This window comes from Niallia sp. FSL K6-0212 (assembly GCF_038007605.1).
GTDB lineage: Bacteria > Bacillota > Bacilli > Bacillales > Cytobacillaceae > Niallia > Niallia circulans.
Genome location: NZ_JBBOXL010000001.1, coordinates 242961 through 262671 on the forward strand (window position 1 = coordinate 242961; position 19711 = coordinate 262671).

At 37.7% G+C, this 19711-nt stretch carries 20 protein-coding genes; 1 reads left to right on the forward strand and 19 read right to left on the reverse strand.

Going from position 1 to position 19711, the window contains the following annotated elements:
* Positions 1 to 17: 17 nt before the first annotated feature.
* From MHH96_RS01110 to MHH96_RS01195, 18 genes are all read right to left on the reverse strand, one after another.
* Positions 18 to 4805, reverse strand: a complete 4788-nt coding sequence (locus tag MHH96_RS01110) for a phage tail protein (RefSeq protein ID WP_341116403.1) — start codon at positions 4803 to 4805, stop codon at positions 18 to 20.
* Positions 4806 to 4841: 36 nt separating this feature from the next.
* The gene (locus MHH96_RS01115) at positions 4842 to 5558 is read right to left on the reverse strand and encodes a distal tail protein Dit (RefSeq protein WP_341116406.1); all 717 of its coding nucleotides are present in this window, start codon (positions 5556 to 5558) and stop codon (positions 4842 to 4844) included.
* Positions 5559 to 5564: 6 nt separating this feature from the next.
* Positions 5565 to 8849, reverse strand: a complete 3285-nt coding sequence (locus MHH96_RS01120) for a phage tail tape measure protein (protein ID WP_341116407.1) — start codon at positions 8847 to 8849, stop codon at positions 5565 to 5567.
* Positions 8850 to 9194: a phenylalanine racemase gene (locus MHH96_RS01125; protein WP_341116409.1), complete on the reverse strand. Its 345-nt coding sequence runs from the start codon at positions 9192 to 9194 to the stop codon at positions 8850 to 8852. It lies immediately after the preceding gene.
* Between the two features lie 89 nt (positions 9195 to 9283).
* Positions 9284 to 9586, reverse strand: a complete 303-nt coding sequence (locus MHH96_RS01130; RefSeq protein WP_341116411.1) for a segregation and condensation protein B — start codon at positions 9584 to 9586, stop codon at positions 9284 to 9286.
* Positions 9587 to 9599: 13 nt separating this feature from the next.
* The gene (locus MHH96_RS01135; protein WP_341116412.1) at positions 9600 to 10082 is read right to left on the reverse strand and encodes a phage major tail protein, TP901-1 family; all 483 of its coding nucleotides are present in this window, start codon (positions 10080 to 10082) and stop codon (positions 9600 to 9602) included.
* Positions 10083 to 10094: 12 nt separating this feature from the next.
* Positions 10095 to 10502, reverse strand: coding sequence for a tail completion protein gp17 (gene gp17 / locus MHH96_RS01140; RefSeq protein WP_095320708.1), 408 nt, complete (start codon positions 10500 to 10502; stop codon positions 10095 to 10097).
* Between the two features lie 6 nt (positions 10503 to 10508).
* Complete coding sequence (locus MHH96_RS01145; RefSeq protein WP_341116414.1) at positions 10509 to 10847, reverse strand: hypothetical protein; 339 nt, start codon at positions 10845 to 10847, stop codon at positions 10509 to 10511.
* Positions 10844 to 11164: a hypothetical protein gene (locus MHH96_RS01150; RefSeq protein WP_341116415.1), complete on the reverse strand. Its 321-nt coding sequence runs from the start codon at positions 11162 to 11164 to the stop codon at positions 10844 to 10846. The genes MHH96_RS01145 and MHH96_RS01150 overlap by 4 nt, the downstream gene beginning before the upstream one ends.
* Entirely contained in the window at positions 11161 to 11493 is a 333-nt protein-coding gene (locus MHH96_RS01155; RefSeq protein WP_341116417.1) for a phage head-tail connector protein, read from the reverse strand. The genes MHH96_RS01150 and MHH96_RS01155 overlap by 4 nt, the downstream gene beginning before the upstream one ends.
* Position 11494: 1 nt before the next feature.
* Complete coding sequence (locus MHH96_RS01160; protein WP_341116418.1) at positions 11495 to 11809, reverse strand: hypothetical protein; 315 nt, start codon at positions 11807 to 11809, stop codon at positions 11495 to 11497.
* 21 nt (positions 11810 to 11830) lie between these two features.
* Positions 11831 to 12757 carry a hypothetical protein gene (locus MHH96_RS01165; RefSeq protein ID WP_341116420.1) on the reverse strand — a complete coding sequence of 309 codons (927 nt, stop codon included), beginning with the start codon at positions 12755 to 12757 and terminating at the stop codon, positions 11831 to 11833.
* Positions 12758 to 12775: 18 nt separating this feature from the next.
* A complete protein-coding gene (locus MHH96_RS01170) occupies positions 12776 to 13411 on the reverse strand; it encodes a capsid assembly scaffolding protein Gp46 family protein (protein ID WP_144547406.1) in 636 nt (211 codons plus the stop codon).
* A gap of 160 nt (positions 13412 to 13571) precedes the next feature.
* Entirely contained in the window at positions 13572 to 13709 is a 138-nt protein-coding gene (locus tag MHH96_RS01175; RefSeq protein WP_341116423.1) for a hypothetical protein, read from the reverse strand.
* A complete protein-coding gene (locus MHH96_RS01180) occupies positions 13702 to 15186 on the reverse strand; it encodes a minor capsid protein (RefSeq protein WP_341116425.1) in 1485 nt (494 codons plus the stop codon). Before MHH96_RS01180 ends, MHH96_RS01175 begins: the two co-directional genes overlap by 8 nt.
* Positions 15186 to 16514, reverse strand: a complete 1329-nt coding sequence (locus MHH96_RS01185; RefSeq protein ID WP_341116426.1) for a phage portal protein — start codon at positions 16512 to 16514, stop codon at positions 15186 to 15188. Before MHH96_RS01185 ends, MHH96_RS01180 begins: the two co-directional genes overlap by 1 nt.
* On the reverse strand, positions 16515 to 17780 hold the full coding sequence (locus MHH96_RS01190; protein ID WP_341116427.1) for a PBSX family phage terminase large subunit: 1266 nt from the start codon (positions 17778 to 17780) through the stop codon (positions 16515 to 16517). It abuts the gene before it with no gap.
* Positions 17773 to 18201, reverse strand: a complete 429-nt coding sequence (locus MHH96_RS01195; protein ID WP_341116428.1) for a terminase small subunit — start codon at positions 18199 to 18201, stop codon at positions 17773 to 17775. Before MHH96_RS01195 ends, MHH96_RS01190 begins: the two co-directional genes overlap by 8 nt.
* A gap of 132 nt (positions 18202 to 18333) precedes the next feature.
* Here MHH96_RS01195 and MHH96_RS01200 point away from each other — a divergent pair, with 132 nt between their 5' ends.
* Complete coding sequence (locus tag MHH96_RS01200) at positions 18334 to 19056, forward strand: hypothetical protein (RefSeq protein WP_341116431.1); 723 nt, start codon at positions 18334 to 18336, stop codon at positions 19054 to 19056.
* Positions 19057 to 19180: 124 nt separating this feature from the next.
* On the opposite strand, the gene MHH96_RS01205 is transcribed toward MHH96_RS01200, so the two are convergent.
* The gene (locus MHH96_RS01205; RefSeq protein ID WP_341116433.1) at positions 19181 to 19708 is read right to left on the reverse strand and encodes a hypothetical protein; all 528 of its coding nucleotides are present in this window, start codon (positions 19706 to 19708) and stop codon (positions 19181 to 19183) included.
* Between the last annotated feature and the right edge of the window lie 3 nt (positions 19709 to 19711).

Consider the following 19711-nt stretch of genomic DNA (forward strand, 5'->3'; position numbering starts at 1 on the left):
CTTTGCTTTTAATTTTTTTATGCTGCATAAACAGCTTTTTCTAATTCTTCTACTCTGCGTTTTAAAACAAAGTTTTCAACTTCTAATGCTTTATATTTTTTATCCAACTCTTGAATGGCAAACCATGACAAACTATTCATCATGTACTGTTCTACACCGTCTCCATCTACAACACAGGATGGCGTTTTATAACCTTCACCAATGACCAATCCAATACGAACTCTGTCCTTACCTTGAGAAACTTCCGAGCGTAATCGGTAATCATAGATAGTTGCACTATTAATAATAGCTAGTGCGCTATCAGTGTGTGGTCTAATATCTTGCTTATACTCTGCCATGGAGCCAGTTGGGAAGCTTGATGCTCTCATTGGTACATAGCTATCTGTTGTATTTTCTACTGTTGCTCTCACTTCTCCGCCGGCAGCAGGCTTTATATAAATATTTATACCGCTGGCTCCACTATTTCTTTGCAAAGTATTAGCGAACAATTGTCTTGCTCTTAAATCAAGATAAGTATCTAAGGTATTTTCCCTCGTAACTCTTAATTCTCCGCTTCCGGCAGGTTTGATATACATATTTCCCCCATCAACACCGCTATTATTTTGAAGAGTGTTTGAGAATACTTGTCTTGCTCTTATATCAACATAATTTTCCATCGTGTTTGCAGCTGTAAATCTTACTTCACCAGTTGCACTAGGCTTAATATAGATATTCACGCCGCTAAAATCGTTATTGTATTGAATAGTATTAACAAGCGCTTGTCTTGCCCTCATATCACCATCAACGAATAATACATTATCACTATTTCCTGCACGTGTTAGCGTGATTCCGTTTGTTGCTTCTATCCGCATATCTTGACCACTAAATATGTGCATACCCAAACCTTGTACGCCCGAATTTATAGTTTCGTTTGCAAAGAAATCTATGAATCTAGCACCATTTTTGTCGGTTGTTCCCGAGTGAACGGCGCGCTGTGTTGTGATTCCTTTGTCAGTTAACATGGTTGCTCTACCACCCGCAGAATCTACCCTTTCAACGCCATTTGATTTTTTGCTAGTGATTCCTACACGAACCACACCGTTGTAAGAATCAAAAGTAGAAACATATGTCGCTATACTAGAAGCGCCAAATATTCGAGTGATTGTACCCGTTGAAGAGATATTCCCTCCTGTAATCTCTGTTGTATCTCCGCTTGCTGTTGATATAATCCTAACGCCGCTTAATGTTCCTGTTTTGATATTGGAAGCATTCAAGTTAATTACAGAAACTTTCGCGGCATCTAATGTGCCTGCGGTTACTTTTCCAGCATCCAAACTTGTGATATTACCATTTCCTACTTTAAAAGTTCCGTTAACCGTTACGTTTCCATCAAGTACTAATTTCTTACCTTGAATAAGGATTCCAGATGTATCAAGATTTATCTGATTAACTACATCGTTTTTTGTAACTCTTAGATTGATAGCATCTGATAGTTGACTAAATTGTGATACGGTTGCCATATCCTCCGGAGCTGGTGACCAATCGGTAGGTTTATTTCCTTTCTCGACTTTTGCTTCTTTATATCGGACAGTATCACTAGGTGTAGTAGCTGAACTATGTCGAATAGAATACTCTATATGACTAATATCATCCCTATTAGGAACGGTAATTGTTATAGCTGAATATCCTTCTCCACCTGCTTTTATTACATTACCGCGATATTGGTTATACGTTCCACCTGTATAACGAACATGAAGCATAATGGACGCGTCTTGATTGGTGGGTTTTAAATAAATTCTACCTGTTAAAATCATTCCTTTTGACCAATGCTGTACTTTGTCAGCGAAATAAAAATCCCATCCACCGAAAGTTGCAGTTTTAAAATCGCTAGAAGTGTTTTGAACAAGATTTCTCCCGCCTATTTCTAAATTATTTAAATCGGTTTGCACACTTGAAATGGTACTCGTCAAACTGCTTGCTGTTTGGGTAAGTGTGTTAATACTTCCCTCGGCATTGGTCATTCGTGATTGTAACCCCGTTGCAATCTGAGTAACACTGGTGATGTTTCCTTCTGCATCTGAAACGCGATTTTGAAGACCTTGTGCTGTTTGAGTGAGCGTACTAATATCGCCCTCTGTATTTGTTATTCTGCTTGCTAAACCACTAGCAGTTTGTTGTAATGTACTGATATTACCTTCTGCAGTTCCAACCCTTGTTGTAATACCGCTAACTGTTTGTTCTAATGTGCTAAATTGGGTGACTGTTGCCATATCTTCGGGTGCGGGCGTCCAGTCAGTTGCTTTACTGCCTATCTCTAACTTCAAATTAGAAATAGTGATACTTCCAGTAACATTATCCATTCTGATACCTATAAATTTAGGTTCACTAGCACTACTTGATAGTGTCATAGTACGTGAATAATGTGTTAATTCTGTTTTGAGTGGAATATTAAAATCAGTTATACTGATGTATGGCGTTGAAAGTTGTTGAACTCTAAATGTTCCAACAGTGTTAGAAGCTACGTAATCAAATGATATCGTAATAGTTTTACCAGCTAATTTAGAAAAATCTACAGGATACAAAGTAGCAGTTTCATTTGTTCCACCTTTCCCAGTAAAGGTTTTATTATTACTGGTTTCTAATGCATAGTTTCTTCCACCAATCTCCAAATTATCTAAATTGGTCTGAACTTGTGAAACCGAAGAAATAATTCCATCTGCCTTAATATCAAGGCTAGCTATATTGCTATTAATAGAATTAATACTTGATTCTGTGGATGAAACACGATTAGAAATACCGTTGATACTTAAATCAATTTGAGACATCTTACTTGTGTAAGTAGACGTATCAACTTTTCCCTTCATAGAAGAATCAACTTGAGCTTTGGTATAAACATCTTCCGCCTTAGCCATTAGGGAAATTTGTCCAGACATAGATGTAATATTACTCTCTGCATTTGTTACACGTCCGGTTAACGTATCAACGCTCGTTTTTGTTGCTCTTAACTCTATTTTTTCATCTAATGCAGTAATAATCGTTTGCTGTTCCGATACAACTCCATCTAAATTAGATAGCGTTCTAATTGTTGAAGTTAAAGAATTATTAATCGTATCAACATTCTGCACTATAGTGGTTATCTTACCGCCTGCTTCTGCTAAATCATCACTTATTGACTCTACTTCTGTCTCTAAAGAACTCGCTTTATTTAAAGCATTCTGTGCATTTTGCTTAGCTGTATTAGCCACATTAACCGCATCAACTGCTATGCCATTAACAGCACTTGCGGTATCTAAGGCATCTTGTGCTTTATCAAATGAAGTTTGGGCATCTTCAATAGCTTTTTGTGCATTTTCGGTTGCTTCGTTAGCTCTGTTAAAAGCATCTTCAGCTCGTTCTGTAGCTTCTGCTGCCTCTTGTTTGGCCACATTAACATCCATGTCCACAATTAGTTGCCATCGCTCACCATTCCAAATATAGGTTTGCGTATACTCCCCATCGATTACCTTAAACCACTGATCGCCTTCTAAGAACTCTCCGACTGGCTCTATAGGGCTGTAGTAATTTTTATTCTTACCGTTAGCTGCATCGATTATTTTTGTGGCATTATCCCAAATACCTGCACGATCATTTATTTTGCGTTCAAGCTTATCAATACGATTATCTAACTCTGCATCATATAAATTGATAAACTGGCCAAGTTCGACTTTTCCGGAATGTTCTGGGTCAGCAACATCATACTCAAACGAGATTACCCTTTCTTCTGCTTCAATTGGTTTGGCAAAAGAACGATCTATTGCAACTGTAATATCACCTAAACGGACTTTCTCATGTTCATATCCCGTAAGTTCTTCCATTAAAAAAACATCCATCTCATAATTATCGAGTGGATGCTTCTGTTCTTGAAGTGCGTTCCAGGTTTCTAATAACAATTGGGCTGGGTCTTCCTGTTCACTGGATTCGAAAATTCCGAATCGATGGCGAATGGTACCATCTTTATTGGGACGGCCATAAATATTTAACGCTTCCGGATCACCAACCCATTCCTGTCCCTTAGGCTTATCAACTGGATTACCGTTAGCTTTTTTCCATTCCACATCAGCAAAAGAAATTTTCCGAGAATATCCGCCAGTTGCGTTTCCTTCTTCATCTTCTAATTCTAAAGATGCACCACGCCCATACAACGCTGTCTTAGGATAGGATTGCACTTGATGCCGTATGCTTAAAATATCTTTGTCCATTTCCCATCGCTTTCCAGTATTAGTTCCACGCATGGTTAAAATATCAATATATCTGCCTACAATTCTATTACCCTGTATTTCCACTCTATCGCGGATTTCTCCGCCCCAATTATTAATAATATCCTCGATTGCTTCGGTTACAGATATATAATAAAAGTTTGTAGAATTTAATCCAAAGCTATCACTGGTTTGTCCTACTTGCCATCGTACTCCGTTTAATGCTCTCGTAAGTGCATCTCGTAAAGTTGTATTAAACGGTCTTACATCTGTGATAATCTCGTCGTTTAGCTCAAGCATAGCAGGTTCACAAATGGCATGTAGCTCTGGTCCAGATTCTCCATTGATGCGCTCTGGCTCTTTTATGACAAAAAGCCTAAATGCACCATCTTTATCCATAAATGCAACTTGGTTTTCAGCTATGATATATTTCGAATCCTCATGTGTTCCATCTGCCATGAACTCAAATGTTGATCCTTGATTAAGCATTTCTTTATATGGCGCATCCCAAAAAGCGCATGCATCTTCTGCTTCATTCGATAAAACGGCAAGCAGATTATCGGCAGGATCAAATATTAATAAATTTGACATAGGTTTCCTCCTTTCTTTGATATTTATTTCATCATACTATAACCATCTCGGGGTATAGGTTATAGTTGTGGTAGCGACACTAGAAGGCGTAACCGTCAATTTGTTTTCTCCTGGTCTCAATTCAAACCAGTTACTGCTAAAATCTAAACTTGTCATTCTTACAGTATAATTAATCGTGATTTTCCGTTTCTTAAAATCAACCACTAACTTATCACCTGCAACAAATGCCCATATGACTCTAACAAACTTTCCATCTTCATTCTGGACACGAAATTCATTAGCTGCAGAAGTAAATTCAACATTAAAAATAGGAGTACATGAAGCTGTTCCTTCGTTAATAATTGTTGTAGAAGTTACCGTTTTCTCTTGACCATATTTTAATGGATCTAATCTAAGCATAGGTAATACACCTTTTCCATAGTGTTTAATTTCTTCCCAATCAGGCTCACCGTCCAAAATGCTGTAATACACTTTGGATGGCTCATCTGAAAAAACGGTAGGTTTCGGTCCTTCTACATCTAACATTGCTGATAAGGAATCAACTTGCTCTCTCAACTCTTCTAAACTAGTTGTTTCCAACAGATAAAACGAGACAGGTAATGGTCTTTCTGGATACTCTTTCTTCTTGTACGTTGTTCCAGGTCTATTAGGGGTTTTGGATCTTATTACATTTTGACTTAAAGGACCTCGTCCACCAACTTCCTTGACCTTGATAGGTAGTATGATTCCGTTATATCTCATATAAAAACTCATTGCTGTTTACCCCCTAAATCTCCGAGAGTCTCTTTTCTTTTCCTTGCTCTGTTCTTTAGTGATGAAGTTTATTACCCCTCTAGCCTCATAACCCCCGATATTAATAACAGCCTGCACATTTTCTAAATTCATAGATTGATTTCCACCATCTGAGTAAGGTACATATCTTATACCACTTTCATCCGTATTTTGTCTTGCTGCTTCTCTTGCATACCGCATCGAAACATCATGAGGGATAACTTGGCTTCCATTCGGTAAGTTAACTAACTCACCACGGCCACCCTCATTCATATATGCAAAGCCACCTTGCCAATCATCTGTACCTCGAGCAAGATATGGGATTTTACTAATACTAACGCCAGGAACTTTATTGATTATAGAAATTGCTGAATTTATTCCGCCAATTACCCCGTTAACGAATCCTTTTACCTGACTTACTAAAGATTGCACAGATCCGGAAATACCACTAAACACACCTGATACAAAAGACGTTAGACCTGACCAAGCCCCTTGAATTGCACTGAAGACTCCAGAAACTTTGCTAGATACTTTATCCATAATTCGTGATATTGTACTGAAAACAGAACTAAATACTTTGGAAACCGTTGAACTAATTCCGTTGATAATGGAGCTTATTTTGTTAATCGCAGAACCGATAAAGGTCATGATATTACGCCATATTCCACTGATTACAGAAAAAACGGTATTAAAAATACCAGTCACTGTTACAATGATTGGTCTAATAGTTGCTATAATACTGGAAATAATTCCTGCAATGAATGTAACAATTGGTGATATAACTCCCATTACTGCAGATATAATCCCAGCTATAAAAGCCACTATAGGGCTCACTGTTGAAACAATACCAGCAAATACGTGGACCACAACAGTAATAATACTCATGATTATTGGAATCATTGCCTGGATTACACCAATAATTAATTGAATAATCGCTATAAAGGCAGGAGCAACAGATTGGACAATATTCATAAAAGCTAGAATCAGATTCTGAATAACAGGAAGTAGCGAACTAATAATTACGGCCACTAATGGCATAAATTGAGCTGCTAAATCAATGACAACCATCACAACCTGCATAATGATTGGAAATAGCTGATTAAACAAGTTAATTAAAACGGGAAGTACTGCACTTATAATCGTCATCATTGTCATTCCCATCTGTATTATGACCGGAATCAACGTTGATATAGCTTGCATAATTAACGGTATGACCGCACTAGCTAATTGTCCTAGAGCTGTTCCTAAAGTCGCTACTACCGGTAATACCATAGCGATTATCTGCTGAAATGCTGAAGCTATTTGTGGGCCAAAGTTTTGAAATAGGGATATGGCCATCTTTACAATCGGGTTAAGTCCTAAGAACAGTGAAAGAATCTGAATGCCAAAACCACTACCGACTCCTCCAGCTGATTGGAACCCTCCTATTAAGCTAGTAAAGAATGTTTGAATTACTTGCCATACCGAGCTAAATATTGTCCCTAAGCTTCCAATAATTCCTCCTAATGTACCCATCACTGAACTAAAAACGCCAGGCATTGATGAGATAGTTGCCTTAATAATGTCAATTGCTCCAGTAACTAGGGATTGGATTGTTGTGGCAATGTTCCCAACTCTAGTTGCCGTACTCTCAGAAATTCCTAGAAGTTGCATAAAATCAACGTTGTCTTTAACACTCATGGATCCAAACCAGATATCCCAAAATGAGGTGATGATTCCGCCAATTTTTGAGGTAATAGACATCAACCGGCTAGCAATCTCCGGATCGAATCCGATACTTGCCAATAGATCCGCATTGTCTTTTACACTCATGGATCCGAAAACGACATCATACATCGATTCGAGAAGTGTTTTTATCTGACCTACAGTAGTTTGGATAAACGACACGACAGATTGGAATACGGAAATGACATTGTTTCTAAATGCTTCATTCGTGGCCATAAAATATCCAAATGTGGCTGCTAACCCCGTTATGGCAGCAATAACAAGTCCGATAGGACTAATTAAGAATCCTACCGCAGATACTAGTCCTCCTATTCCCATCGCCATTAATCCTAAGATGGATAGAACAGGACCGGATGCAGCAACTATACCTGCTGCCATCGCAATCATTGTCATTGTTCCTTCATCTAAATTGTTAAACTTTTCTACTATACTAGTAGTCCATTTAGCTAGATCAGCAATAAATGGAGTTAACTTACTCATGAGGGCTATAGTCGCTGATTCAATAGCACCGGACAAGTTTTCTAATGCTCCACCTATTCCTGCTTTCATCTGTGCTGCTGCTTCAGCACTTGCACCGGATGAGTTTTCTAACTCTGTTGTCAGTCCTTTAATGCCCTTCTGCCCTTGGTTCATCAAGATAAGCATTCCGGTTGCTGCTTCGGTACCAAATATGGTTGCTAAGTTTGCTAACTTTTGAGCTTCTGTCATCCCATCCATGGACTTTGTTAACTCGCCAATAATTTCATTTAACGGTTTAAAGTTACCTTTTGCATCTAAGACATCAAAACCTAACTTTTCCATAGTCTTGGATGATTCTTCAGTAGGCTTGGCCAATCTGATTAAGGCCATACGTAAAGATGTACCTGCTTGGCTACCATCCAAACCAGCGTTGACCATAAGACCTGTAGCTGCAGATAACTCTTCTATACTTATTCCAAGTGATGCTGCCGGGGCCGCTGCATACTTAAAGGCATAACTCATATCACTTACACCTGCAGCCGTTTTATTGGCTGCCATTGCTAAAATATCAGCAACTTTTCCGGAGTCTTCCGCTTTTAACTGGAATCCGTTCAAGGCAGCTGCAACGGTATTGGCAGTTAGCGCCAAATCTTCACCCGATGCTTCAGCTGCAGCAATTACTCCTGGCATTGCTGCAATAACTTGATTCGCGTCAAAACCTTTAGCAGCCATATCTGTCATGGCAACAGCTACCTGACTACTGGATAGGGATGTACTCGCTCCTAAATCTAACGCTGATTTAGTCATTGCATCTAATTCTGTTGCACTCGCTCCCGCGATGGCTCCAGCTTTTCGCATCGCACTATCAAAGTCAGCTGTCATTTTAATAGCGCCAACAAATGGAGTGGTAATACCAGCAGTAATACCGGCTCCAGTCATTGCTGTTTTCTTTCCAAAATCGCTGACTTTTTGACCTGCAGATTTCACCTGTTCGGATAAAGCATTAGCTTTTTCTAATGCATCTCCAAAAGATCTTGTAAAACTACTGGCATCCCCAGTTATCTTTGCAGCTAATGTATAATCGGCCATCTAGTTACCTCCTTTCTTAGGAGACTTAATTCGATTAGCTTTAAAGATTCTATCCACCCAAGACTTGCCTTTCTTCTTCTCCATTTCGAGAATTGTGTTAACTGCGGATTCGTTATATTGCTTATCTGCTCTGTGAGCTTTCTTAGGAAACAAATCGATAAACTTCTTGCTTTTTTTTCGATTGGCATTCGCTTCTGCATTCATCACTGCATTTCGCGTCCAAGTAGTATCGTGGATGAATTTATTTTCATGCGCTTTTTTGATAAACATCTTTTCTTTTTCGGTTAATTTGTAATACTCGTCTGGTGTAAATCCAAATTCAACGACAAAAAAAGCTAAGTCCATTTCATGATTGAAAGGCTTAGCTAATTCTGCTTTTCTTATATCTGCTGGAGTAGGGTCGTATTTGTTAGGCAGATCACTTTCGACCAGCTCTAACGGAACATAAACCCCATATCATCTTTAAGTTTTTCAATGATTGCCATGTTTACAGTCATCAATCCATTTTCTTCAATGAGCTTATCAAACATTTCAATTGCCTTACTTTGTTTAACAACCTCATTTGTGGATTCTTCCACTAATGCAAAAGAAAATAATTGTCTTAATGCCGTAATAGGCAATAACCCGTTATTTTTTGTAATTTCACCAACTATACTTGTTTTAGTGATTGTTTCAATTGTTTCTACCTTTTTGGTGTTGTATTTAAGCGTGTAATTTACTCCATCAACTGTAAACATTTAATTTCCTCCCTTACACTTCTGGTGTTTCTGGTGTTTGTGCTTCGTCTTCTAAATCTACTAATTCACCTGTTCCTTGTAACGAAATGGTATAAGTAACCGCGTCATCGTAAGGAGCTTCGATTGGATACGATGTTAATAAAGCTAAACCACCAAACATATCCGTTTCTGTTTTTTGATTCGTAACTTTGATTAAGAAAGGATCATCACTTTCAAATAATTTTTTTAATTGTTTATGGGATGCATGGTCACGAACATACACACCGTCGTTATCGATGGACCATTCTTTTAATCCAACAACAAACTCTTTCCATCCATTTGCATCCTTCGATGTAACTTCGATAGTGTCCTTATCACGGTTAATCGTTAGACCTTGTTGGCCCGCAATAGCTAATAATACGCTACCTGTTGTATCCCAAATGGATAGTAGAATATCTTTACCAGCAATAGCTTTGTTTAGCTTTCCTGATAGTTCTGTATATAAAGCTTGACTCATAATATAGCCCTCCTATATTTTCATTTTGTAGCCTGAAAAGACAACGAAATCATAGCCAATAACTGCGTGCTTTGTTCCGTCTGCTTCATCTAAAATTTGAGAAACCCCATTAGGTACCTGCAACGTTACCTCATAATCTCCTGGTAACTCGATATCCTCCGATAAAGCTTCTTCGAGTTTTTGAATAGCGTTGAATATTTTCTCAGATCCTCCACCTTCTGTGTGTGCATGGATAACCACCTGGTATCTATCCTTCTGCATCGTTTTGCTTTTCTCCGGAATAGAACCTAACATTTCAACATGGTAATAAGGTACGAGATTATCTTTTGGTACAGCGTCATAGCACCTTAATTCTGTGTTTGCCTCCACTTTTTGAATAACTGCAGCAAGAATGGAGATAAACGATAATTTTTGCATCATCTAGCATTACTCCCTTATTTTTTCTAATAAGTCTTGTTTATAGATTGGCCGTTGAGTATCGACATTTTGTTTTAAAAAGTACTGGCCAGGAACATATCCGCCATTTACTAATCGATGCCCATATTCAACGTGAGGAGCATAATGGACACCGTAACCTACTTCATCGCCTTGATACTTTGCAGAAAGTCGCAATTGAGCTGTTTCACCAACTGGAGTTCCTCCAGCACGTTGAGACCTGGCATAAATGTCTCGAGCATTTTTCTGAGAAACAGCAATAAAGTCAGTTTGACTTTTCTCCCTCAACTTTCTTGCCAGCTTATCAGCCCCTTGAATAGTTATCCTCACGGCTTTTCACTTCCATAACGATCTACAATGACCAATCGCCATCTTTCATAATCGTCGCCTGTTACTTCTTTAATAGCATAATATAAGCCATTAATCTTAACGCTCTCAGCTTCATCGATAAAAGCTTTTGGTGCTCGAGTAAGGATTTTACGACTGTTTACCGTGACTTCTCTTTTATCTAAAGCAACTTCCTTATCTGACCAAGAAGAAAAGCGACCAATTGATTCTCCTATTAATACTTTTTCATAAATAGGATTGTTCAGCTGATCGCTTCCGATTTTTTTGTTGGCATATAAAAAGAGTGGATAGAATCTCATAAGAATCTCACCACTCCCCTATTTCCGTTATCCTGCTTATTTTTCATTTCGAGATATCTAGCAAAATCAGTCTCATACTCTTCTAAAACATCATCTACGAAAGTGACACTGAAGGTATCCACATTCTCCGATTTAATCCCTTCATTACTGGACTGTGTTTTATTGTACATCGCACAAACCACTTCGACTGCTACTGATTCAAGTTCTGGTGGCAGGAGGGTTAGACCTAATCGTAAGTTGATACGGTCCAAAGCTGTCTTTATTAATTCATCTAAAAGCGCAGGATTGGCTTCAGGTTTACGAATTAATACTCGTTCTTTAATAGCCATATTAATCAACCTTTAGCTCGTTTTCGGCTTTTTCAGCTGCTTCCTTACCTTTTACCTTCTCCCCGTTCGAAAGCTCGTAATAGCCTCCCCCTGTGTGTTTAGGGTAAACTTCATCTTCTCCCGGATTTACAGGTTCCTCAGGATCCTCTTCATACGCAATAAACGGTTTACCCTTTCGGTTGTTTGTAGATGATAAAGCTTTGATACGCTCTTCACTAGGTTCGTATCCTTCTCTTGGATACTTTTCCCCCACCTTCGGATACAAATAGTTTCCATCTTCTACATCCTTAAACGGATCAATTACTTTATAACCCATGTTCTATTCATCCTCTCTTAATTAAACTTCCGGAATTGGTTCCCCAATCGTTATTTTTACTACTCCATCCAAGCGCTCCGCAAATAAAGTTACTCCTGACAATGCGATTGTTTCTGCAGTAAGATTTTTCTTTTGGATATCATGGGTTACGCCGATTAGACCAAGTTCTTCAGTTGTAAAGCCGAAATCCGCTTTGTTTATTTCTCCCCCCGTGATTTGTACGTAAGCCAGAACAATGTTTTCAGGAGCAGTAGCGTATACAGTTCCTCTTGGTACGGAGGTATTGATGATAACTGTATCTACACCAGCAAAATTTTGAATATATGTTAAGCCAAAAGCTGTTTGAGTGGTTACTTCTGCATTTGCTAAATGGTCCGCAATATCTTCCGGATTAACGAAAGCTACTGTTTGAGCTGCATCATCTTCGAATAATGTTTGAATTTTACCCCATGCTCGAGCAAATGCACCTTGTAAAGTTGTAGCTGTTGCAGTGCCAGTACCTGATGCTAAGAAATTGAAGAATCGAGTACGTACACCCTTCTGAATTTCACGAAGAAGCTTTTCATCAGTTTCAACAATTGCCTGTTCGTAACCATGCTTTTGAATAGATTCTACAGAAGCAGCTTTACGATACTTCTTAAATGTTAATTCGATAATGTCAGCTGGTTCAGTAGTAACTTTAGAAAGTGGAATTGTTTCACCTTCACCAACCTCATCCTCCGCAGCCATTGTTACTGTAGATTTATAAGTCTTAATTGTCATTCCATTTGTTAATGGCATTCTACGAGTAACCCCTAGCGCTTCAATTAATTTTGAAAGGTTAGAACCAAAGCGCTCTGTAAAATCGATAGCAGCAGCCTTCGCTAAATCCCCTGTTTTTGTCATATTGTCTTCAGCGAAAAACTGTAGATTTAATGGTAAACGAAATGCTTTCTTTGAATATGTCATATTGTCTTTTCCTCCTAATTATTTAAATAGGTGCATATTTTCAGTAATTAATTTTTGACGCTTTACAGCATCTTTCTCTGCCATGATGTCTTGCTTTGTAAGTGGTTTACCGTTGTTAGTAGTCACTTTAGGCGGTTTACCAGCTAAAGCTTTTTTCACGCCTTCCTGTACCTTTTTATCCACTAATGAAATAAAGGTATTAACAGCTGTTTGAGTGTCTTCTGCGGACTCTTTTACGACAAATGAAAGAAGCTCATCATCGGCAACAATATCTTTTTCGGCTAGCATTTTGGTAGCTTCTTTGGAAAGGGAATAGAAGGCATCTTTTCTCTTGTAGTCCTCTAACTCTTTTTGAAGTTTATCGAACTCATATTGCTTCTTCTGCTCCTCATTCATCTTAGCTAACTTCTCAGCTTCTTTAACTGCTTTTTCTGCTGCCTTTTTCTCCCGGGCTACCCTTTGTTTTACAATCTCCTCCAGCTCTTCCTGCGTATACGTTTTACCTGGTGCTGGTGGTTCTGGGTTTGGATCAGGCGTTGGATCGGGATCAGGGTTTGGATTAGGGTCTGGATCATCAGCATAAAACTGTAAATCTAATTTCAACAGATTGCTAGGTGATACTTTGGGCCATGCTTTTTCTATAATTTCTTTCATGATTATTCTCCTCGCTTTTTTAAGACTTGGTTGTCTTTTATACTCATGCAGTTTAAAGTCACCAGCACGGTTATGGACATAAAAAATAGCCCATAGCTACTATGCTTGGGCTATTTATAACATAATAAAAGCACTCAACCTTTAATTTGGTTAAGTGCTTTTATTTGAAGAATGTTTTCCCTTCTTTACGTAATTTTTCAACTTCCTCTTTAGATAATTTCCTTGGCATACCTGGATCTGATATTCTTCTTTCAAAATCTATTTGAGCTTCTTTTTCTGACTCACTTTTCTTACTCATCTGGTATCACCTCCAAAATATATTCATTTTCACCTTTATAAAGAATTTCAAATTTTGTCATCTTATCTATTAAAAACTCTTTCTGTTTCGAATATAAACTTAAATCCTCAATGTAAGCCCCTTTAGATCCTTTAGGGACAATGATTGATATTCTAACTGGTTTCTTTAAACTACTTTTCTCTGCTGCTGAAGTACTTGTAAAAGCACTCTCCTCAAATATATCCCCGACTTCAAAGCCCTGAAAAATATCATTATCTAATGATCTATAAGTAATTATATCATCACCTAAGTTAAATTTCGATATACCTTTAGAAATTTCATTAGCTACACTTGCCAACCCTTTTTCATAAGGGGCCAAACCGCGAAGCATATTATTCAATCTCTCATAGAATTTTGGCCTTGGTTCTCCTTTGATACCTGTGTAATTTTGTATACTTTGTTTCTCTGCATCTGTTAGTTTATCTATCCAATCTTTTGTAGCTTTTCGTAACTTGGGAACGGCTTTGTCTGTAGATAAAGGTTTTAATCCGGATTGTTTAATTATATTTTGTAATGCTTCTTTAGAGTTTTCGATTTTTATATTTTCCACAGGGATAACAGTCGTTCTGCAGCGTGCGTGGAAGGGCGGATAGTTTACACCAACCTTTGCATCCTCAAAATTAAACTGTTCCCCATCTAGATTTCTACATGTCTTACTAGTCTTTCTATCCATAACTGCAGATATCTCATAACGAGTTACACCTGCATCTAAAAATGCCTGCTTATTAGCTTGGTTCATGACGAAATTGTATTCAGTCTGTAGTAATCTTTTGGCATCGTTCTCTCCAACCCCAGTACGGTACTGAATTACTTGGGACATCTGTTTATAATCGTCTCCGCGAATAATACCATCTCTAATTTCAGCATTCAAAGCATTAAGTAATCTTTCTTTATTCCCCCAAATACGCGTTGAGAAATTGCCTTCGTTGATCCATTTTTCGTTAAGAGTCTGTTGCATTGCCAAATTATTAACAACAAAAAAAGCTGGTGGATTTTTTAATCCTTTCATCGATGACAAGTATCCATTTTCATAAGCTTCCTCGAGTAATTTACTAAAGTTATCTTCTTCAAATGCTCCTAACTCTATCATTCTCATACGAATATCAAGCTGTAAGCCTTCTAACCTGTTAAGCTTGTAAATCGACTCTCTGATAGGCATTAAGTGGCCGTATTTAGGGTTACGTCTAGCAAACTCGTCATAATCTTGAAACAATAAATCGCGCTCTTTTTCCGTTAACGTCTGCACCAGCTTCCGGTATTCAATGACACCGTCTTTTCCATACTTTGTGTAATAGCTTGCTATTTCTTTCTTCAGCTGTTCTTTCACACGGAGGTATTCTTTCTCCATTTTCTTTTCAAACTTCACATTCTTTTTATCCTGGGCAGTAAATAGTTGAACCATCCTTTGTTCCCAGTAGGACTTTTTTTCAGAATCCATTATTCTTCAGCACCTGTCACAAAATCACCGTCTGCACCAGTGTTAAAGTCCTTAGCTTGGCTCTCTGTTTCAGCAGCCATCCTTTCAATCTCTTGTTTAGGATTATCTACGATGGACAGGACGCTTAATTGCGTTTCCTTCGAAACAACGCCTTGGAGCTTTCCAGCAGTCTCAGCTTCATCCGCAACGTTTCTTGGGATATTTCTAGTAAACTTGTAATTCAAATTGCGCCATTGACCCTTATTACTTGCTTCCATGTTCGTAGGAAGATTGAACACCATTTTAAAGCGACGATTCATTCCGCTCGTAAATTTACGTTCTTTCATGGCTGCAAGATTTTTCATCGGCTGCAGCTTAAATTCAAGAGCAACTCCTGAAGCACTTCCGAATGACTCATCGTTTATATTCGCCACCATGCTAATCTGATAAATCAGTCGTTCTAATCGATCCAATAAATGCTCTTGGCTGGCATCTCCATTTGGCTTTTCCATGAAATCAACGATTAATTTCTCAACATTTTCAGCACCATATAAATTAATAATTCGATTGTCTCTGATATTTTGGAGCGTAGTTTCGTCGAGTTCCATCCCTAACATTTTCATATATGCATCGGCAAAATAATCGACGTCATTCGCCTTCTCTGATAAAGCTTTATCAAAAGCATTAATCAACGATTCTACTGATTCAAAGATGGATTGCCTTTCCTCATTTTCGATATACTCAATAACGGGCACATCGCCGTAGTAATGGGTCTTTTCATCGGAAAGAATTAATCCGTCTTTTCCATCCGAGATCGTTATTTCTTTATCCACTGTAAATAATTGCCCTTTTGTGCCATCGTCTGTTTTTTGGTATCGGACAGCAAATAAAGGTTTCTGAGCGATGGTATCGTCATAAACAATGAACATATCTAATGGATTGTTATATGCGCTGCATGTTTCCGATTCCTCATTCTGATAAAGCAGCTCAAATCCGTGGCCATAAATCGATGTAATCTTACTTAGTTCGGCTTGGTTATCGTCCATGTCATTCCGTTTAAGAAATTCATCGACTTTTTCGTTTACTCCAGCGTCATCATGGCTGACTTTAATAGGGATTCCAATAAAATAACCGTTAAATGTATCAACAATGTACTTTGCATAGTTGACCACTAAACGGTTATCCGGCTTATATTCTGCCTTGTCTTCCTGGCTTAAGATTGGGGCCTTACTCTCATACAATTCTTTTAATCGCTTGTACCTGGGCAGCTCTTCTTCATGTAACTTAATAAAATTCTGTACCACTTCTGCTGTTATTTCTTCTTCTGCAGGATGAATAAAAACAACCATTTACAACCCTCCTTTGAATGTTTTGATTTTTACTGTGTTGTTAATACTTTCGACTGAATATCTTAAGGCATCGATAATATGGTTATTTGCGTCGATTGGTTCGTTGAGCCAATTGCCCTCACTATCCTGTTTAAATGTGTAAGTGTTAAATTCTTCAATGGTATTTACACAGGACGGATGTATATAAATTTTAAAGCCTTGCAGAAACTGAATTCCTTGCATAATGGATCCTTGTCCTTTTATGCTGCCTTTCAACCCAGTTGCTCCTTTACGCTTAAGCTCTGCTATTAGTCTTTTTTCGGCGCTATCTGCAACAACTGGAGAACGTAATAATTTCTTTCGTTCTAGCAGTTTATAAATCTCATCAGTTAGCATTGCTTTTTCGTAATGCTCGTCATATATCCACAGCTCTTTATTGGCTAAATCAATTACTGAGCTAACCAATGTTGTAGGGTCATTAGTGAAACCAAAGTCCATACCATGCGCTTGTTGTTGAATGGCTTTTATCTTTTCTAGTGGATCAAACTCTACAACTCGGAAATTATCAAAAACGAGACCTTCAGCTACTCCCCAGTCTCCATCACAGACGATTCTTGCACGTCTTGGATTAGTCCTATATAAATCCTCGTATCGAGCTCTATCGACTTCATCCAGCCATTCATTGACTCTGAATGTGGTTGTAGTGGCAAAAGTATCTTTCTCTTTTGTTTCTTCATCGAAAAAGGTTTTCTTTAGCCAATGTCGTTCACTCCAAGGATTAAAGGTAACTGTAATCTGTTTAAAGAAGTCTTCAGCATCAAAAGAACCACGAATCGATTCGACTACTGTACGAAACTTTTCTTCTGTTTCAATCTGATAGGCTTCCTCAAACCAAGCCCAACAAAGGATACCGACTTCAACCGTAATCGATGTAATTTTTAATTCGTCATCCAGCCCACGAAACAATATCTTTTGTCCTGTTGGCTTATAAGTGATTTCAGGTAGGGACTCATTGAACTTAAACAAATGGGCAACCTTTAATTGATTGGCTGCCCATTTTAAATCCGTATATGTTGATTGCTTATTGGTATTGGAATAGCGACGAATAACGAGTAAATTAGCCCAAGGGTATTTCATGATTCGATGGATAAAATTAATAGCCGTATTCTTTGATTTTTTACTTCCCCGGGATCCTTTAACTACTCGGTAGAATTGCTTGTTATGCCAAAAGCGATTGTATCCACCACCTATGGCCTTTTTAACGCTTATTCTGACTTCTTTAGTCATCGTCAGGCACATCTTCCACAAATACTGGTATAACCATGTCTACCTGCTGTTTATCGGTCCACATGGCGTATCGTTTACCGAGTAATTCGGCTGCTTTGATTCTATCCTTTGCAGAAACATCGATATCGTCAATTGTTTGTGCTCCTTCACCTACACCTCGTAAAGTTTCTTCTGTTTGTTCACCGCGCACAATACTTGTGAGAAATTCAAGGATCTCCCGTTGATTGGCTACCTTTTGCGACTGAATTTCTTCGAGCCTTGCATCTATATATCTTTTTATCTCAGGTTTCTTCAAGTTTTCATTGCCAATTGAATAAGCTGTCTTCTTGCTATAACCTGCTTTCAATGCTGCATCTGTTGCATTTCCGGTGATGATATACTCATCAGCGAATTTGCGTTGCTTCAATGTCAATTTACCCATGGTATATCACCACTCCTTTCTGTAAATAGTAAAAAAATCATAAAAATCAACTAATTTTCAAATATTTCACACACTCTCCCCTATTTTTTTTGGTATATTATTACTATATTAAAGTAAAGGAGAATAATACCATTGTTAGAAAACCCAAGTTCAAAACTTTATCATTTATTAAAAGAAATTTCTGAACTACCAATGGATACTTCTTGGGAAAAAGCTATAGCACAAATTTTCGAAGTTGACCCAGAGGACATGACAGAGATATTCAACCGATACGTAAGTATGCTTAACCTGTTTAGAGAAGTTGAAGTAATTGTGAATGAAAACGAAAGGTTGTGTACCCCTGTAAGCACAGAACATCTTTCTAGAGTGCGCTATGCGCTTATTGAATTAAATATGAATGGTACCATAAGAGAATGCAAAAACATTCTTAAATACGACACATTAACTGCAATGTATTATTTATCAGAAAATATATCTATTTATTTTAAAATTGAAGAAAAAGAAATAGATAGCTCTAAAATAAATGATTTGATAAGCCAATTAGATAACTTAATCGCTGATATAAAGAACTCTGAGTTACCAAAAGATCTAAAAAGTCTTCTAAATAGGAACCTAATCAAGATTAAACAATCTTTGGACTATTATTTTGTTTCAGGTATTGAAGGGATAAGAGATGCCTTGGAATCAACAATAGGATCTATAATATATAATTCCCAAATTGTTCAACCTGAATATGAAGATAATACTATGCAAAATGTATTTAAATTTATGTCTAGATTAAATGACTTTGTTAGCTCCGTTAATGGGGTTAAGGATATTATTGCTCCTATCACTATGTTATTGTTAAAAAAGTAAGTTGAATTTTTTCAAAAAAAACCATCTATCCTGTTAAAATAGATGGTTTTACTTTTATCGATAATTTTTTCATACTACCATATTAACACGTCTATTTTGCATGTAAAGTGCCCAATTTTTGTTCTTATGATAGCTTGATGCCATTTACTCCAAACATCAGTACTACCAAGGTTTCACAGGCTTTGTCCACGTCCTTATACACGGTTCTTAAATGCACCGATTGCCCACCAGATAATTCTTTAGCTGTTTTCTTTTGCTCGGAAATATATAAATCGTATACCGTTTTATATCTTCGGAGGTCCTCCGGATTATCTGATTTTTCACAAATAAGTCGATAGATTTCTAACGTTTTATTGATGTATTTTACCATGGCCAATGTCAGCTCTTTTGATTTCATAATACTGCGGATGGCAAACTCATCGGTATCTAGCTCATCCAAATCTAATTTTGCATTCAGCTCATTGATTTCCAACTTGATATCTGCTGTATGGACGGCAAAGGTTCGGTAATTTCTAAGAAGCAATTTAACATTCCGTAACCGTCTATCGTGCTTTATCTTTTCTTGTTTTTCTTTCTCTTTTTCTAAATGTTCAAAGGCTGCTTGTGCTGCTGCCTGGGAAATTACCATTAGTTGCTTATCGCTAATATTCATAAC

Bases quoted from the DNA above. Each gene is read 5' to 3' on its own strand.
- MHH96_RS01155 (WP_341116417.1), bottom strand. From the start codon at position 11,493: ATGGCTATTAAAGAACGAGTATTAATTCGTAAACCTGAAGCCAATCCT.
- MHH96_RS01170 (WP_144547406.1), bottom strand. From the start codon at position 13,411: ATGAAAGAAATTATAGAAAAAGCATGGCCCAAAGTATCACCTAGCAAT.
- gp17 (WP_095320708.1), bottom strand. From the start codon at position 10,502: ATGATGCAAAAATTATCGTTTATCTCCATTCTTGCTGCAGTTATTCAA.
- MHH96_RS01135 (WP_341116412.1), bottom strand. From the start codon at position 10,082: ATGAGTCAAGCTTTATATACAGAACTATCAGGAAAGCTAAACAAAGCT.
- MHH96_RS01175 (WP_341116423.1), bottom strand. From the start codon at position 13,709: ATGAGTAAGAAAAGTGAGTCAGAAAAAGAAGCTCAAATAGATTTTGAA.
- MHH96_RS01180 (WP_341116425.1), bottom strand. From the start codon at position 15,186: ATGGATTCTGAAAAAAAGTCCTACTGGGAACAAAGGATGGTTCAACTA.
- MHH96_RS01130 (WP_341116411.1), bottom strand. From the start codon at position 9,586: ATGTTTACAGTTGATGGAGTAAATTACACGCTTAAATACAACACCAAA.
- MHH96_RS01205 (WP_341116433.1), bottom strand. From the start codon at position 19,708: ATGAATATTAGCGATAAGCAACTAATGGTAATTTCCCAGGCAGCAGCA.
- MHH96_RS01185 (WP_341116426.1), bottom strand. From the start codon at position 16,514: ATGGTTGTTTTTATTCATCCTGCAGAAGAAGAAATAACAGCAGAAGTG.
- MHH96_RS01190 (WP_341116427.1), bottom strand. From the start codon at position 17,780: ATGACTAAAGAAGTCAGAATAAGCGTTAAAAAGGCCATAGGTGGTGGA.
- MHH96_RS01195 (WP_341116428.1), bottom strand. From the start codon at position 18,201: ATGGGTAAATTGACATTGAAGCAACGCAAATTCGCTGATGAGTATATC.
- MHH96_RS01125 (WP_341116409.1), bottom strand. From the start codon at position 9,194: ATGGACTTAGCTTTTTTTGTCGTTGAATTTGGATTTACACCAGACGAG.
- MHH96_RS01165 (WP_341116420.1), bottom strand. From the start codon at position 12,757: ATGACATATTCAAAGAAAGCATTTCGTTTACCATTAAATCTACAGTTT.
- MHH96_RS01120 (WP_341116407.1), bottom strand. From the start codon at position 8,849: ATGGCCGATTATACATTAGCTGCAAAGATAACTGGGGATGCCAGTAGT.
- MHH96_RS01150 (WP_341116415.1), bottom strand. From the start codon at position 11,164: ATGAGATTCTATCCACTCTTTTTATATGCCAACAAAAAAATCGGAAGC.
- MHH96_RS01110 (WP_341116403.1), bottom strand. From the start codon at position 4,805: ATGTCAAATTTATTAATATTTGATCCTGCCGATAATCTGCTTGCCGTT.
- MHH96_RS01115 (WP_341116406.1), bottom strand. From the start codon at position 5,558: ATGAGTTTTTATATGAGATATAACGGAATCATACTACCTATCAAGGTC.
- MHH96_RS01160 (WP_341116418.1), bottom strand. From the start codon at position 11,809: ATGGGTTATAAAGTAATTGATCCGTTTAAGGATGTAGAAGATGGAAAC.